General features: G+C 71.7%; 17 protein-coding genes and 1 riboswitch. Of the genes, 5 read left to right on the plus strand and 12 right to left on the minus strand.

The annotated features are described in order from the left end of the window. Nucleotides 1–2: 2 nt before the first annotated feature. The 5 genes from rsmA to rsmI form a co-directional block, all read right to left on the minus strand. Nucleotides 3–845 carry a 16S rRNA (adenine(1518)-N(6)/adenine(1519)-N(6))-dimethyltransferase RsmA gene (gene rsmA, locus ACR3IO_RS03915; RefSeq protein WP_434070560.1) on the minus strand — a complete coding sequence of 281 codons (843 nt, stop codon included), beginning with the start codon at nucleotides 843–845 and terminating at the stop codon, nucleotides 3–5. Nucleotides 846–950: 105 nt separating this feature from the next. Continuing rightward, complete coding sequence (locus ACR3IO_RS03920; RefSeq protein ID WP_434069869.1) at nucleotides 951–1,844, minus strand: TatD family hydrolase; 894 nt, start codon at nucleotides 1,842–1,844, stop codon at nucleotides 951–953. Continuing rightward, nucleotides 1,841–3,400: a methionine--tRNA ligase gene (gene metG / locus ACR3IO_RS03925; RefSeq protein WP_434069870.1), complete on the minus strand. Its 1,560-nt coding sequence runs from the start codon at nucleotides 3,398–3,400 to the stop codon at nucleotides 1,841–1,843. Before metG ends, ACR3IO_RS03920 begins: the two co-directional genes overlap by 4 nt. A gap of 58 nt (nucleotides 3,401–3,458) precedes the next feature. Then, nucleotides 3,459–4,589 (minus strand): NADP-dependent oxidoreductase, encoded by a 1,131-nt coding sequence (locus ACR3IO_RS03930; protein ID WP_434069871.1) that lies wholly within the window; start codon nucleotides 4,587–4,589, stop codon nucleotides 3,459–3,461. Between the two features lie 141 nt (nucleotides 4,590–4,730). Further along, nucleotides 4,731–5,552, minus strand: a complete 822-nt coding sequence (rsmI, locus tag ACR3IO_RS03935; protein ID WP_434069872.1) for a 16S rRNA (cytidine(1402)-2'-O)-methyltransferase — start codon at nucleotides 5,550–5,552, stop codon at nucleotides 4,731–4,733. Between the two features lie 65 nt (nucleotides 5,553–5,617). Between rsmI and ACR3IO_RS03940 the strand changes: the two genes are divergently transcribed. The 3 genes from ACR3IO_RS03940 to ACR3IO_RS03950 all read left to right on the plus strand — a co-directional run bounded on the left by ACR3IO_RS03940 (nucleotide 5,618) and on the right by ACR3IO_RS03950 (nucleotide 9,380). Further along, nucleotides 5,618–7,333, plus strand: coding sequence for a dolichyl-phosphate-mannose--protein mannosyltransferase (locus ACR3IO_RS03940; RefSeq protein WP_434069873.1), 1,716 nt, complete (start codon nucleotides 5,618–5,620; stop codon nucleotides 7,331–7,333). 33 nt (nucleotides 7,334–7,366) lie between these two features. Beyond that, a complete protein-coding gene (locus ACR3IO_RS03945; RefSeq protein ID WP_434069874.1) occupies nucleotides 7,367–8,350 on the plus strand; it encodes a YeiH family protein in 984 nt (327 codons plus the stop codon). Nucleotides 8,351–8,441: 91 nt separating this feature from the next. Continuing rightward, nucleotides 8,442–9,380, plus strand: coding sequence for an alpha/beta fold hydrolase (locus ACR3IO_RS03950; RefSeq protein WP_434069875.1), 939 nt, complete (start codon nucleotides 8,442–8,444; stop codon nucleotides 9,378–9,380). A 103-nt stretch (nucleotides 9,381–9,483) separates the two neighbouring features. Here ACR3IO_RS03950 and ACR3IO_RS03955 read toward each other — a convergent pair whose 3' ends face one another. The 5 genes from ACR3IO_RS03955 to ACR3IO_RS03975 form a co-directional block, all read right to left on the minus strand. Next, nucleotides 9,484–10,536, minus strand: coding sequence for a quinone oxidoreductase family protein (locus tag ACR3IO_RS03955; protein WP_434069876.1), 1,053 nt, complete (start codon nucleotides 10,534–10,536; stop codon nucleotides 9,484–9,486). A gap of 6 nt (nucleotides 10,537–10,542) precedes the next feature. Beyond that, nucleotides 10,543–10,764, minus strand: coding sequence for a helix-turn-helix transcriptional regulator (locus ACR3IO_RS03960; RefSeq protein WP_434069877.1), 222 nt, complete (start codon nucleotides 10,762–10,764; stop codon nucleotides 10,543–10,545). Beyond that, nucleotides 10,758–11,189: a hypothetical protein gene (locus ACR3IO_RS03965; RefSeq protein WP_434069878.1), complete on the minus strand. Its 432-nt coding sequence runs from the start codon at nucleotides 11,187–11,189 to the stop codon at nucleotides 10,758–10,760. The genes ACR3IO_RS03960 and ACR3IO_RS03965 overlap by 7 nt, the downstream gene beginning before the upstream one ends. Before the next feature lie 151 nt (nucleotides 11,190–11,340). Continuing rightward, nucleotides 11,341–11,670: a DMT family transporter gene (locus tag ACR3IO_RS03970; RefSeq protein WP_434069879.1), complete on the minus strand. Its 330-nt coding sequence runs from the start codon at nucleotides 11,668–11,670 to the stop codon at nucleotides 11,341–11,343. 14 nt (nucleotides 11,671–11,684) lie between these two features. Next, a riboswitch (guanidine-III (ykkC-III) riboswitch) is annotated at nucleotides 11,685–11,750 on the minus strand. A gap of 25 nt (nucleotides 11,751–11,775) precedes the next feature. Continuing rightward, nucleotides 11,776–12,072 (minus strand): antibiotic biosynthesis monooxygenase family protein, encoded by a 297-nt coding sequence (locus ACR3IO_RS03975; RefSeq protein WP_434069880.1) that lies wholly within the window; start codon nucleotides 12,070–12,072, stop codon nucleotides 11,776–11,778. Nucleotides 12,073–12,172: 100 nt separating this feature from the next. On the opposite strand from ACR3IO_RS03975, the gene ACR3IO_RS03980 reads away from it, so the two are divergent. Both ACR3IO_RS03980 and ACR3IO_RS03985 read left to right on the plus strand, forming a co-directional pair. Next, a complete protein-coding gene (locus tag ACR3IO_RS03980; RefSeq protein ID WP_434069881.1) occupies nucleotides 12,173–13,468 on the plus strand; it encodes an O-acetylhomoserine aminocarboxypropyltransferase/cysteine synthase family protein in 1,296 nt (431 codons plus the stop codon). Next, nucleotides 13,465–14,079 (plus strand): CoA-binding protein, encoded by a 615-nt coding sequence (locus tag ACR3IO_RS03985; protein ID WP_434069882.1) that lies wholly within the window; start codon nucleotides 13,465–13,467, stop codon nucleotides 14,077–14,079. Before ACR3IO_RS03980 ends, ACR3IO_RS03985 begins: the two co-directional genes overlap by 4 nt. Nucleotides 14,080–14,344: 265 nt before the next feature. Here the strand turns inward: ACR3IO_RS03985 and ACR3IO_RS03990 are convergent, their stop codons facing one another. Next, complete coding sequence (locus ACR3IO_RS03990) at nucleotides 14,345–14,833, minus strand: Clp protease N-terminal domain-containing protein (protein WP_434069883.1); 489 nt, start codon at nucleotides 14,831–14,833, stop codon at nucleotides 14,345–14,347. After that, complete coding sequence (locus ACR3IO_RS03995; RefSeq protein WP_434069884.1) at nucleotides 14,826–15,062, minus strand: helix-turn-helix domain-containing protein; 237 nt, start codon at nucleotides 15,060–15,062, stop codon at nucleotides 14,826–14,828. Before ACR3IO_RS03995 ends, ACR3IO_RS03990 begins: the two co-directional genes overlap by 8 nt. Between the last annotated feature and the right edge of the window lie 21 nt (nucleotides 15,063–15,083).

The following is a 15,083-nucleotide window of genomic DNA, read 5'->3' on the forward strand; positions in this document are numbered from 1 at the left end:
CGTCACGCTCCCGTGGCGGCTCGGGCGATGCGGAGGAAGTCGTCGACGACGAGCTGCTCGCCGCGTGCCTGCGGGTCGACGCCCGCGCGGACGAGCACCTCGGTGGCCGAGGCCGCCGAACCGCCGAGCACGCCCGAGAGTGACTGGCGGAGCATCTTGCGACGCTGCTGGAACGCCGCGTCGATGAGCGCGAACGTGGCCCGCCGCTCTTCGACCGTGCCCGGCTGCTCGCCCCGCTCGAAGCCGACGAGCACGGAGTCGACGTTGGGGATCGGCCAGAAGACCATTCGCGAGACCTGCCCGGCCGTGCGCCACGTGCCGTACCAGGCCGCCTTGAGGCTGGGCGCACCGTAGACCTTGGAGCCGGGCTCGGCCGCGAGCCGGTGCCCGACCTCGGCCTGCACCATGACGATGCCCGAGCTGAGCGACGGGATGTGCTCGAGCAGGTGCAGCAGCACCGGGACCGAGATGTTGTACGGCAGGTTCGCGACGAGCCGCACGGGTTCGCCCGGCAGCTCCGTGACGCGGAGCGCATCGGCGGTGATGACGGTGAGCGAGGTGCCGGGCTGCATGATGTCGGCGGTGTGCGGCAGCTGCGCGGCGAGCCGCTTGTCGATCTCGACGGCGATGACGGATGCCCCGGCCTCGAGCAGGCCGAGGGTCAGCGACCCGAGGCCCGGCCCGATCTCGAGCACGGTCTCGCCGGGCTGCACGCCCGCCGTCTGCACGATGCGCCGCACGGTGTTGCCGTCGTGCACGAAGTTCTGGCCGAGCTTCTTGGTGGGCGTGACGTCGAGCAGCTCCGCGAGGTCGCGGATCTCGGCGGGCCCGAGCAGGCGCGCGATCGCCGGCGCCCCGCCCTCGGCTTCGTGCCGGTGCGCGTTCACGCGGTGCTCCGAGGGCAGGCCTCGCCTGCGATGCCTGCCACCACGGCGCGACCGTTCAGCCGTTCACTCCCCCACACGGGCTTCATCCTCCCACGCGCCGTACACGCGACGCGTGTTCGACGCGAGATCCGAGCACAGCTCGTCGAGGTCGGCGCCCAGCACGTCGGCCATGAAGCGCACCGTGTGCGGCACCAGGTACGGCGCGTTCGGGCGACCCCGGAGCGGGGCGGGCGTGAGGTAGGGGGCATCCGTCTCGACGAGGATGCGGTCGCGAGGCGCGACCCGCAGCGCATCGCGCAGGTTCTCGGCGTTCTTGAACGTCACGTTGCCGGCGAACGAGAGGTACCAGCCCTCGGATGCCGCGAGCCGGGCCAGCTCGTCGCCGCCCGAGAAGCAGTGGAACACCGTGCGCTCGGGTGCACCGACGCGCCGGAGGGTCGCGACGACCTCGTCGTGGGCGTCGCGGTCGTGGATCTGCATCGCGATGTCGTGGCGCTTGGCGATGTCGATGTGCGCCTCGAACGAGCGGAACTGCGCGGGCCGCCCCTCGTCGCCCGTGCGGTAGAAGTCGAGCCCGGTCTCGCCGACGGCGCGCACGCGGGGCTGCGCCGCGAGCTCGTCGATGACCGCGAGCGCGGCGTCGAGCGTGCCCGCCGCCTCGAGCTCGGGCGCCTCGTTGGGGTGGAGGGCGACCGCGGCGAGCAGGCGCGGCTCGCGCGCGGCGACCTCGGCCGACCAGCGACTCGTCGCGACATCCGTGCCGACCTGGACCGCGCCGACCACGCCGACGGATGCCGCGCGCTCGAGGTGCGCGTGCACGTCGAGCGGCAGGGCGCCGTCGGCGATCTCGAGGTGCGTGTGGTTGTCGTACACCCCGACCGCGAGGGCCTCGGGCAGCGGCGGGTACTCGACGGGGCGGCCGCCGTCGTGGCGGGTGCGGAGGTGCTCGGCGCTCATTCAGCCGTTTCGATGCGCGGGAAGAGCGCCTCGAGCGGCGACACCTGCGTGCCGACGGTCCACTCGTTCGCACGGTCGATGCGCTGCTCCTGCACGGTGCCGGGCGCGCCGAGCGCACTCCAGAGCTTGGTCGCGGCCTTCGGCAGCACCGGCGAGAGCAGCACGGCGAGCGTGCCGAGGCCGTGGTACGCGGTGGCGAGCACGGTCTCGAGGCGGGCGCGCTGCTCGGGGTCCTTCGCGAGCACCCACGGCTCCTCGGACGTGATGTACCCGTTGAGCGCGTCGACGAGCTCCCACGAGGCCGCGATCGACTCGTGGATCGCGATGCGCTCGATGGCCGACCACGAGGCATTCGTCGCCTTCGCCTCGATCTCGGCGATGGCCGCGTCGGCCTCGGTGGGCGCGGTGGCGGTCGGCACGACGCCGTCGCAGTAGCGCGTGATCATCGCGATGACGCGCGAGGCGAGGTTGCCGAAGCCGTTCGCGAGCTCGGCCTGGTAGCGGGCCGAGAGGTCCTCCCACGAGAACGAGCCGTCGCCGCCGAACGCGATCGCGCGCATGAAGTAGTAGCGGAACGCGTCGGAGCCGAACGTGTCGGTGATCTGCTCGGGGCGGATGCCGGTGAGCTTGGACTTGGACATCTTCTCGCCGCCGACGAGCAGCCAGCCGTGCCCGAACACGCCGCGCGGCACTTCGAGCCCCGCGGCCATGAGCATGGCCGGCCAGATCACCGCGTGGAAGCGGAGGATGTCCTTGCCGACGATGTGCTGCGCGGGCCACCGGCTCGCGAACGCCTCGTCGTCGTCGCCGTAGCCGGCGGCGGTGATGTAGTTCAGCAGCGCGTCGAACCAGACGTAGACGACGTGCGACTCGTCCCACGGGACCTTGACGCCCCAGTCGAACGTCGACCGCGAGATGGAGAGGTCGGACAGGCCCGAGCGCACCCAGCCGAGCACCTCGTTGCGCGCCGACTCGGGCTGCACGAAGTCGGGGCGCTCCTCGTAGAGGGCGAGCAGGCGCTCGGCGAAGGCCGACGTGCGGAAGAAGTAGTTCTTCTCGTGCAGCAGTTCGACCGGCTTGGAGTGGATCGCGCAGACGAGCTGGCCCTCGTACTCGCCGGTGCCCGGCACGAGGTCGGACTCCTGCTTGTACTCCTCGCACCCCACGCAGTAGTAGCCCTCGTACTCGCCCGTGTAGATGTGGCCGTCGTCGTAGAGCTTCTGCAGGAACTTCTGCACGTTGCGCTCGTGTCGCTCGTCGGTCGTGCGGATGAAGTCGTCGTTGGCGATGTCGACCGTGTCGAGCAGCGGGATCCACGACTCGGCCACGAGCTTGTCGGCCCACTGCTTCGGGGTCACGCCGTTCGCGGTCGCGGTGCGCAGGATCTTCTGGCCGTGCTCGTCGGTGCCGGTGAGCGACCAGGTGCGCTCGCCGGCCTGGCGGTGCCACCGCGCGAGCACGTCGGCGGCCACCTCCGTGTACGCGTGCCCGATGTGGGGCACGTCGTTGACGTAGAAGATGGGCGTGGTGACATAGAACGAGGAGCCTTCGGCCATGCGTTCAATCCTACGGGCGAGCGGATGCCCCGATCGCCGCGTTACCCGACGGCCGGCGTCACTCGAACGACGTGGGCGCGAGGCCGGGGCCGTCGCCGCTCGAGACCTGCTCGACGCCGTGCTCGCGGGCCTCGCGACGGCGTCGCCGCACGCTGCCGTCGCCGACGGCGGCGGGCACGGCCTCCTCGACGTCGAGGCGCGTGTGCTCGGTCGGCACCCCGATGGTGACGTCCTCCTCCTTGAGGTCGGGCTCCTTCATCTTCTGCATCGGGTAGTCGACGACGCGCATGCCGAGCACGATCTTGCCCGGCGCCTCGCGGCGCTCGAGCGCGCGGTAGGCGTCGGCGACCTTCTCGAGCGGGAAGACGTCGGCGATGGGAAGCCGCAGCCGTCGTGCGGAGACGAGCGCGGCGACGCGCCCCAGCGCGACGAGGTCGCCCGCTCCGGCGCGCACGGCCTGCTCACGTTCGACGGCGTCCCAGTCGGTCAGCGTGAAGACGCGCGAGGCGGGCACCCCGAGGGCCCTCGCCTCGCCCGCCTGCCCCCCGAGGAAGTCGAGGAACACGCTCGCCGGGTGCGGTGCGAGCTCCCGCACGCGCTCGGCGAGGCCCGGTCCGTAGGCGAGCGGGATCACGCCGAACTGCCGGAGGAAGTCGAAGCGCATGTCGGGCGCGGTGCCGATGACCGTGGCGCCGCGCAGTCGCGCGAGCTGTGCGGCGAGGCATCCGATGCCCCCGGCCGCGGCGGTGACGACCACGGTGTCGTTGGGGCCCAGGTGCAGTCCCTCGATGATCGACCAGGCCGTGGTGCCGGCGGTGTAGAGCGACCCGGCGACCTCCCACGACAGTGCCGGCGGGCGCTCGAGCAGGTTGGACTGGGGCACGGCGACGTGGGTCGCCTGCGCGCCTCGGTCGACGAAGCCCATGACCTCGTCGCCACGGTCGAATCTCGTCGCGCCCGGGCCGGTCGCGATCACGAGTCCCGCGAGGTCGCGCCCCTGGTTGGACGGCGGCTCGACCTGCCATCGATCGGGGTGCTCGCCCCGCCGGATGGCGCTCTCGATCGGGTTCAGCCCCGCCGAGTAGACCTCGACGAGCACTTCGCCCTCGCCTGGCTCCGGCGTGGGGATCTCGGCGATCTCGAGCACCTCTGGACCGCCGAACGTTGCGAACCTGACTTCGTGGGCCATGTCGCACCTCCTCGTGCATGTCCTTCCATTGTCCGCCAGATCCCCCCGAAATGGTGACATTTTCTCAGCGACCGCCGCGGCGCGCACGGCGGCGCGCACCGCGGCGAACGCCATGCTCGCCGCTCGGACCCGCTGCCGCGGTCAGCGCGTGCGGGACGCGAGCGCCGCCTCGTAGAGGTCGCGCTTGCCGAGCCCCGTCTCGGCCGCCACGAGGGAGGCCGCGTCCTTCAGGCGGGTTCCGGATGCCGCGAGCTCGAGCACGCGGTCGAGCGCGGTCGAGGCATCGGCCTGCTGCTCGGCGGCACCCTGCACGACGATGCAGATCTCGCCGCGCACGCCGTCGGCCGCCCAGGTCGCGAGTTCGCGGAGTCCGCCGCGACGGACCTCCTCGTGGAGCTTCGTGAGCTCGCGGCACACCGCGGCCCGGCGATCGTCGCCGAACGCGTCGGCGAGCGCGCTGAGGCTCGCGGCCAGCCGCGACGGCCCCTCGAAGAAGACGAGCGTTCGGCGGTCGCCCGCGAGCTCGCTGAGGCGACGCGCGCGCTCACCGGACTTGCGCGGGAGGAAGCCCTCGAACGAGAACCGGTCGGTGGGCAGGCCCGCGACGGCGAGCGCGGTGATGACGGCGCTCGGGCCGGGGATCGCGGTGACCTCGACGCCCGCCGCGACGGCCGCCTGCACGAGCGGGTACCCCGGGTCGGAGACGGTCGGCATGCCCGCGTCGCTCAGCACGAGCAGGTCGGTCCCACGTGCGAGCTCGACGAGTTCGGCGGCCTTCGCCCGCTCGTTGTGCTCGTGCAGCGCGATGAGGCGGGGGCGGTTCTCGATGCCGAGCCCGGCGAGCAGGCGCTGCGTCACCCTCGTGTCCTCGGAGGCCACGACCTGCGCCCCCGCGAGGGCCTCGCGCAGTCGCACCGACGCGTCGCCGAGGTTGCCGATGGGCGTCGCCGCGAGGATGATCATGCCCCCAGTCTCGCGCACCCAGGGGGTCGCCGCCCATCCGGCCGGCCTCGGTTACTCTGAAGCGCATGACTGCTGAGACGGATGCCGCCCCCACGGCAGCCGCCGCGACCGTGGCGCCCGGGGCATCCGAGACGCCCGACCACGCGAACGACGTGGCGCCAGAGGCATCCGACGCCCCCGACGCATCAGACGTCCCCGACGAACCGGCGGTGCCCGAGCCGCGGGGCACCCGGCTCGACGCGTGGTGGGCGCGCATGCTCGCGACCCCGCGCCGGCGCGCGCTCTGGTACTGGGGCGGCCCGATCCTCGTCACGCTGCTCGCGGCGGTGCTGCGGTTCTGGAACCTCGGGCACCCGCAGGCGATCGTGTTCGACGAGACGTACTACGTGAAGGACGCGTGGACGCTGCTGCACCACGGCTACGAGTCGAGCTGGCCCGAGGGCGCCGACGAGGGCTTCGCGAACGGCGACGTGAACACGTACCTCGACGACCCGTCGTACGTGGTGCACCCGCCGCTCGGCAAGTGGATGATCGCGCTCGGCATGGCCGCCTTCGGGGCGGACAGCGCGTTCTGGTGGCGCGCGACCACGGCACTGGCGGGCACGGTCGGCGTGTTCGTGCTCATGATGCTCGCGCGGCGCCTCTGGCCGTCGACGATCGTGGCCGTGATCGCCGGCCTCCTGTTCGCGGTCGACGGCAACGCGATCGTCATGTCGCGGGTGGCGCTCCTCGACAACTGGGTCATGGTCTTCGCCCTGCTCGGCGTCTGGTTCGTCGTGATCGACCGGTCGTGGGCGCGCGAGCGGCTCGAGCGCGGACTCGCCGCCGCCCGCGCGGCCGGCCGCGACCCGCACTACGGCCCGGCCCTGTGGTCGCGCCCGTGGCTCATCGCGGCCGGTGCCGCCTTCGGCGCGACCTCGGCCGTCAAGTGGTCGGGGCTGTGGTTCCTCGCCGCCTTCGGCCTCTACCTCATCGTGGTCGACGCCCTCGCGCGACGCCGCGCCGGCGTGCCGCTGTACGTCACCGCCGCGATCCTGAAGCAGGGCCCGGTCACGTTCCTGCTCACCGTGCCGGTCGCGTTCGCCGTCTACCTCGCCTCCTGGACCGGGTGGCTCGCCACCGACGGCGGCTACGACCGGCACTGGGCCGAGGAACCGGCGAACCGCGCGACCGGGTTCTTCTCCTGGGTGCCCACGGCGCTGCAGAGCCTCTGGCACTACCACCAGTCGGCGTACCAGTACCACGTCGGCGTGCACTCGGAGCATCCGTGGCAGTCGAACCCGCTCACCTGGCTCGTGATGGGCCGGCCGACGAACATGTACTTCGCCTCGACCGAGGACGGCTCGGGCGGATGCGGCGCCGACACGTGCTGGTCCTCGATCATGGGCATCGGCAACCCGCTCATCTGGTGGGCGGCCGCACTCGCCTGCCTCTACCTCGTGTACCGGCTGGCCCGCTACCGCGAGTGGCAGGTCGGGCTGATCCTGCTCGGGCTCGGGGCGGGCTACCTGCCGTGGCTCATGTACCTGGACCGCACGGTGTTCCAGTTCTACTCGATCGCGTTCGAGCCGTACATGATCCTCGCGCTCGCGGCCGTGGTCAGGCTGATCCTGGGGCGCAGGGAGGACGTGTGGTGGCGTCGCGAGCGCGGCATCGCGACGGTCGGCGTCTACCTCGTCCTCGTACTGCTCGTCTCGGCGTTCTTCTACCCGCTCTGGACCGGCATCCCGATCACGCCCGACTTCCGCCAGCTGCACTTCTGGCTCCCCAGCTGGGGCTGATCGAGCCCTCACGGTTCGATCGGCTACCGTGACATGGTGCGAGAACGGATGCCGGGACTTGCGGTCGCGGCAGCCGCGGCGGCCATCGCGTGGCTCGTGCACCTCACCCTTCCCGCGCTGCCGCTGCTCACGGCCGCGGTGGCGATCGGCATCGTCGTCGGCCAGGTCCCGGCGGTGCAGCGCTGGCTCGACGGCGCCCTCGCCCCCGGGCTGAAGGTCGCATCCCGCAGCCTGCTGCGGGTCGGCATCGTGCTGCTCGGGCTGAAGCTCAGCCTGTTCGACATCGCCGACCTCGGGTGGGTGACGATCCTCACGACGGTCGCGGTCGTCGTGCTCACCTTCGTCGGCACGATCGGCCTCGGCCGCGCGCTCGGGCTGCCGGGGCACCAGCCGCTGCTGGTCGCGAGCGGCTTCGCGATCTGCGGCGCCTCCGCGATCGGCGCGATGGGCTCGACGGTCCGCGCTCGCGACGAGGACCAGGCCGTGCCGGTCGCGCTCGTCACGCTGTGCGGCACGCTCGCGATCGCGGTGCTGCCCGCGCTGTGGCATCCGCTCGGCCTGGATGCCGTGCAGTTCGGCCACTGGGTGGGTGCGGGCGTGCACGACGTGGGGCAGGTCGTGGCGACCGCGCAGCTCGCGGGTCCGGCAGCGCTCGCCGTCGCCGTCGTCGTGAAGCTCACGCGCGTGCTCATGCTCGCCCCGATGGTCGCGATCACGGCGGCCGTCGAACGGCGCCGGCACGTCGCGACCAGCGGCAGCCGCCCGCCGGTCGTGCCCCTGTTCATCGCCGGCTTCGTCGTCGCCGTGCTCGTCGCGACGTTCGTGCCGCTGCCCGAGGCCGTGCTGTCGGCGGCCGACGCCGTGCAGACGGCCGTGCTCGCCATGGCGCTCTTCGCGCTCGGCGCCTCGATCCGCTTCGCCGACCTCGCGGCCACCGGATGGCGCGCACTCGTCGTCGGGCTCACCTCGTGGGTGCTCGTCGCGGCGCTCGCATACGGGGCCGTGCTGCTCGGCTGACGCCGGAGCACACCGTGGAGGCCTGTTGCCGCCCGCGAGGCATTAGCCTGAATTCGCAGAACACGTTTCCGAAGACGGCGACGGCGGAGTCATGCGCTTCATGACACTCGCGGGCACCCTGGTGGTCGCCATCGCCTTGAGCGGTTGCAGCGCCGCCGTGCCGGGCGCGCCCCTCGACCCGGCGGAACGCGCGACACCGCCGAACGGCACCCGGTCCGGCCTGGTCACCATCGGTGGGGGTCGTGAGGTGTTCCTCTCGTGCCGCGGGTCGGGGTCGCCGACCGTCGTCTTCATTTCAGGCACGGGCGGCGGCGCCGACGAATGGAGCACCCTGCCGGGTGCGGGTGCCGATGCGCCGTCGAGTCCGCCGGAATCGACACACCCCGCCGTGCCGGTCTTCGCCGCCGTCGCCGAATCGACCAGGGTCTGCGCGTACGACCGTCCGGGCGTGACCCTCGAGGACGGCTCGCCGACGACGACCACTCCAGTGCCTCAACCGACGACCGCCCAGCAGGGTGTCGACGACCTCGACGCTGTGCTCGCGGCCTCCGACGAGACCGGCCCCTTCGTCCTGGTCGGCGCCTCGTGGGGCGGCCTCATCGCGCAGCTCTTCGCGCGCACGCATCCTGATGCGACGGTGGGTCTCGTTCTGGTGGACTCCGCATCGATCCATCTCGAGCAGACCCTCAGCCCCGAGCAGTGGCAGGCGTGGATGGCCGCCATCGAGGGCGCCCGCTCGGGTGATGCCGAGAGCCCGGCATACGAGCCGACGATGGTGGAGTTCCGCGGCGCAAGCCCCTCGCCGTCGGTACCGGCCGTCGTCCTGTCGTCGGACGAGCCCTGGGACCTGCATGTGACACCGGGCGAGTCGACCTGGCCGGCCTGGCTGGCGGCGCAGTCCGCTCTCACCGAGTCCGTGCAGGCCATGCACGTGAGCGAGACCGACAGCGGCCATGGCATCCAGGTCGAGCAGCCCGACCTCGTGAGCGCGGCGATCGACGATGTCATCGAAGAGGTCCGGAGGGGGTGACCGGCTGACGGCACGGCGACCGTCACCTCCCTCCCGGCTCGACCGTGAGGGCGACATCGCGCCGAAGGACGGATGCCGGTGGTTGCCCGCCGAGGCCGCTCGCTCAGCGCACCGAGAGCACGAGCTTGCCGCGGATCTCGCCGGCCAGGTAGGCGCGCACCGCGCTCCGGACGTCGGCGAGCGGCACGACGCGGTCGATCATCGGGCGGAGGCGACCGTCGGCGAGCAGCGCCACGAGCGACTCGAGGTCTTCGGCGCTGCGGGCTGCTGCGAGGGGCTTCAGCGACGCGTGCATGAACGGCCCGCGCAGCATCGCCCCGAGCAACCGAGGGATCGGTCCGAGCAGGCCGTCGCCGCCGCCGGCCGAGAGCACGACGGTGCCGCCGCGACGCGTGAGCCGCGCGAGGCGACTCAGCGACTGGGCGCCCGCGAGGTCGAACACGGCGTCGTAGCCTCCGTCGGGCTCGGCGTCCGCCCAGGGGCCGCCGTGGTCGAGCACGCGGTGGGCGCCGAGCGCGCGCACGTGGTCGGCCTTCGCCCCGCTGCAGACCCCCACGACCTCCCAGCCGGCGAGCGCGGCGAGTTGCACCGCGAATCCCCCGACGCCGCCCGAGGCGCCGATGACGAGGAGGCGATGGCGGTCGCCCGACGCGTCGACCGGCTGCGCGGGGTCGATGCCCGCCAGCCGCAAGCCCTGCAGCGCGGTGCCGGCCGAGACCGGAAGCGTCGCGGCATCCTCGAACCGGATACCGTCGGGCACTCGCACCGCGAACCGCCCGGGCAGCACGGCGTACTCGGCCCAGCCGCCCTGCGACACCTCGCCGCAGACGCGGTCGCCGACGGCGAACCCGGTCACCGCCGACCCGACCGCCGCGACCGTGCCGGCGATGTCGCGGCCGACCGTCGGTACGCGGGGCCTCCGGAATCCGAAGAACGCCCGCATGAGCTTCGGCTCGCCGCGCATGACCCGCACGTCGCCCGAGGCGACGTCGACGGCGTGCACGGCGACGAGCACCTCGTCAGACTTCGGCATGTGCGCCGTCACGGTCTCGAGCGCGAGCACGTCTGGCCCGCCGTAGCGGTGTTGGGCGACCGCCCGCATGGCGGTCGTGGTGGGCCGCCCGGTGGCATCCGTCTCAGGCTGCGTCTCGTTCATGGTCGTTCACTCCCCCTCGGGGTACTGGAAGACGTCGTCGAGCGGCACCCCGAAGATCCGCGCGATCTGGAAGGCCAGTTCGAGCGACGGCGAGTACCGCCCCTGCTCGATGGCGATGACGGTCTGGCGGGTGACCCCGATGCGGCCGGCGAGGTCGGCCTGGGTCATCTCGCCGTGGGCGAACCTCAGGGTTCGGATGGCGTTCGTCACGCGGGTGGGCTTCACCATTCCTGGAACCCCCCGACCCGGTAGGCGGCCAGCTTGGTCAAGCTGGAGAGCAGGGCCGAGATGACGAAGCACAGGTAGATCGCGTTCGCGATCCAGAACCAGTCGACCTCGAACCAGGCGAGCACCATCGCCCCGATCGCGCCGATCACGACGAAGGAGTTGCCGACCCGTTCGCCGGTGCGGTCGATCTCGCGGTCGCGCTGGTCGGCCGTGCGCTGCTCGCTCGGGACGACGATCTCGATGGCGATGCGCGCGAGGATGCCGGCCACGATGGCTCCGCCGATGGTCCAGAGCATCGGGCCGACGTAGTCGACGTCGGCGACCGGGGTGGACCCGAGCTGCGGCAGGACGAGCCACAGGTAGACCCCGTAGCCGATCACGGCGATGGCCAGGAACGACCAGACGCCTTTCTCCTCGTAGGACATGACCGCCTCCGTTGTGTCAATGATTCTTTACACGGCAAACGTAAATGATTCTCGACTTCATGTCAATGATCTTTTACATACCCACGAAGGGGCGTGCGGATGCCGCGACCGACCGCGGCCGCGACATCCGGTGGCCGCGACATCCGACGGGCTAGTGGCCGGCGCCGCCGTCGACGAACTTCAGGCCGACGACGCAGCCGACGAGTCCGACGAGCAGCGCGAGCTTCGCCCACGAGACATCCGTGTCACCCGTGACCATCGCCCACACGACGGTGAGGGCCGCGCCGATGCCCACCCAGACGGCGTAGGCGGTGCCGGTCGGGATGTCGCGCATCGCGAAGGCGAGGCCGCCCATCGACGCGACGAGGGCGACGCCGAAGACGATCGACGGCCAGAGCTTCGTGAACCCCTCCGAGCGGCCGAGCGCGGTGGCCCAGACGGCTTCGAGCACACCCGAGACGATGAGGACGATCCATGACATGACAGCTCACTCCCTGAGCCAGTCTTGTCGCGTTCCGGGTACTGGGTGCCCTCGTCCGGAGTCGCCGCTCGGCGACCTGCGGTTCAGGCTAGCGATGCCCGCTGATCAGGCGCTGTGCACGGGCGCGAAGTGCTCGACGACGGGGAACGGCTCGTAGAAGCCGTGCAGCAGCTCCCGCCACCGCTCGTACTCGGGCGACCCCCGGAAGCCCTGCTCGTGCGCCTCGACGCTCTGCCAGTGCACGAGCAGCAGGTACTCGTTCGGCGTCTCGAGCGACCGGGAGAGGCGCAGGTCGACGAATCCGGGCCTCGAGGCGATGAGCGGCTTCGCCTCGGCGAAGGCCGCCTCGAACGCCGCCTCGCGGCCGGGGACGACGGGCAGCACCGCATGTTCGAGGATCACGGACCGAGCCTAGCCGCGGGCGCCGGTCCACCGCCGGGTCTGATTGCACTGCATTACGCCCGTGGGCGGCCGCCCCGCGCGGCGCGGCTAGCGTTGCTGCATGGCAGACCGCGAATACGGCTTCAAGACCCGCGCCATCCATGCGGGCAACATCCCCGATCCGGTGACGGGCGCGCGCGCCCTCCCGATCTACCAGTCGAGTGCGTTCGTCTTCGACGACACCGCGGATGCCGCGGCGCGCTTCGCGCTGCAGAAGTACGGCAACATCTACTCGCGCCTCGCGAACCCCACCGTGGCGAGCTTCGAGGAGCGCGTGGCGAGCCTCGAGGGCGGACTCGGCGCCGTGGCGACCGCCTCCGGCCTGAGCGCGCAGTACATCACCTTCGCGAGCCTCGCCGGCAGCGGCGACCACATCGTCGCGTCGGCGAACCTCTACGGCGGTTCGATCACGCAGCTCGACGTCACCCTCCGCCGCTTCGGCATCGAGACGACGTTCGTGCGATCCTCCGACCCGGCCGACTACGCGGCCGCGATCCAGGAGAACACCAAGGCGCTCTTCGTCGAGACCATCGCGAACCCGTCCGGCGAGATCGCCGACCTCGAGGGCCTCGCCGACGTCGCGCACGCCCACGAGATCCCGTTCATCGTCGACTCGACGATCGCCACGCCCTACCTCAACCGCCCCATCGAGTGGGGCGCCGACATCGTCACCCACTCGGCGACGAAGTTCCTCGGCGGGCACGGCACGACCCTCGGCGGCGTCGTCGTCGAGTCGGGCCGCTTCCACTGGCACTCCGAGAAGTTCCCGCTCTTCGGCCAGCCGGTGCCGAGCTACGGCGGACTCGAGTGGGCGGGCAACTTCGGCGAGTACGCGTTCCTCACGCGCCTGCGCGCCGAGCAACTGCGTGACATCGGCCCCGCGCTGGCGCCGCACTCGGCCTTCCTGCTCGCCCAGGGCGTCGAGACGCTGCCGTACCGCATCCAGGCGCACATCGACAACGCCCGGGCCGTGGCCGAATGGCTCGACTCCGACCCGCGCATCGAGAACGTCTGGTGGGCGGGCCTTCCCAACCACCCGCACCACGACCGTGCGCAGAAGTACCTCCCCAAGGGTGCCGGCTCGGTCTTCAGCTTCGAGGTCAAGGGCGGCCGCGCCGTCGGCCAGTCGCTCATCGAGTCGGTGAACCTCGCCAGCCACCTCGCGAACATCGGCGACGCGAAGACGCTCATCATCCACCCCGCCTCGACCACCCACGCGCAGCTGACCGAGCAGCAGCTCGTCGACGCGGGCGTGCTTCCGGGCGTCGTGCGCATTAGCGTTGGCATCGAAGACGTCGAGGACATCATCGACGACCTCGACCAGGCCCTCACCGCAGCGACGGGAGCAGCACGATGAGCACCGTGACCGACACGACCACCACGACGGATGCCGCCGACGGCGACGCGTCGACCGAGACCGTCCGCCTCGTCAACGGGCTCTCGTGCGACCTGCCCGCGAGCTCGCCCCTCGCCAAGCTGCTGAAGTCGCAGCGCACGTGGGTCGGGCCCGACGCCAAGCAGCGCCTCGCGATCCTCCGTGCCGCGAAGTCGGTCGCGATCGTGGGCGCCTCGCCGAAGCCGCAGCGCTCGAGCTACTTCGTCGGCACGTACCTGCAGCAGTCCAGCGACTACCGCCTGTACTTCGTGAACCCCATGGAGACCGAGATCCTCGGCCAGCCCGCCTACGCGAGCCTGGCCGACCTGCCCGAGGTGCCCGACATCGTCGTGGTGTTCCGCCGCGGCAGCGACATCCCGAGCGTCATCGACGACGTCGTCGCCGTCGGCGCGAAGACCATCTGGGTGCAGCTCGGCATCTGGAACCAGGATGCCGCGTACTCGGGCGAGGAGCAGGGCCTCACCGTCGTCATGGACCGCTGCATCAAGGTCGAGCACGCCCGCTTCCATGGCGGCCTGCACCTGCTCGGCTTCGACACCGGCCAGATCACGGCGCGCAAGACCATCCGGTAGGGCGGCGCGTCACGTCTCGAACCCCGGATGCCCCGGAACCGCTCGGTTCCGGGGCATCCGTCGTTCGCCGCGGCATCCGTCGTTCGCCGCGTCATCCCCTCACCGCTGCTGCGGGAGAGGCCTGACGCGACACGCCGCCTGCGCTCGCCGAGCGGTCGATACCTGCGGTATCCGCGGGCGCCATTCCGACACATGATGACCGTTCGCGGGCCTCGACCGGCGAGTGGGAATCAGAGGACCGGCGACAGTGCCTGCTCGAGTTCGATCACCGCAGTGCCTCGAGCCGCGCGATGAGCGCGGCACGATCGACGCCGGCGTACGCGAGCGCCCGGGGCACGGTGCCGAGATCGGCGCGCAGCACCCCGACGAGCGCGTCGGCGACGGCGAGGCGTTCGCGCTCGGCGCGAGGCCGCCCGCGGCGGGCCCGGAAGTCGGCCCGCCGCAGCGCGTCGCGGACCGACGCACCCCAGCCCGGTCGGCTGTCGCGGGTGGCGAGCAGTCGCTCCTCCGCGACCGGTTCGACTCCTGCGGCGGCGAGGGCGTGCTCGCGTTCGACGCGCAGTGCCGTCTCGACGCCCGCGTGGTCGAGTCCGACCTGGGCGAGGGAGTCCGCCGCGAGGTCGCCGCTCGCGGCGATGGCGAGGAGGAGGTGCTCGGCCTCGACCTTGGCGGCGCCGCGCCTCGCGGCCTCGTCGATGGAGCGGACGACCACGGACTTCAGGGTCACGCCGAGATCTTCATGCAGCTCAGGCATTGCGCCTCCTCAGTTCGACGCCGGCGGCCTCGAGCCGTCGGAGGTGCTTCTTGTGCACCGCCTGGCGCGTGACGCCGAGGGCCTCGGCGACCTGCGTCCAGCTCCAGCCGGCCTTCATGGCGCGCTCGACGGCGGCGTCCTCGAGTCGGTCGGCGAGGTCGCGCAGCGCCACGACGGCGGCGAGGTCGTCGGCCTCGGCTCCGGTGGCATCTGGGATGTGCGGGGTCATGCAAGCAACCTATGTTGCTTA

Origin of the sequence: Agromyces sp. Marseille-Q5079 (genome assembly GCF_051016555.1) — a bacterium.
Classification (GTDB): domain Bacteria; phylum Actinomycetota; class Actinomycetes; order Actinomycetales; family Microbacteriaceae; genus Agromyces.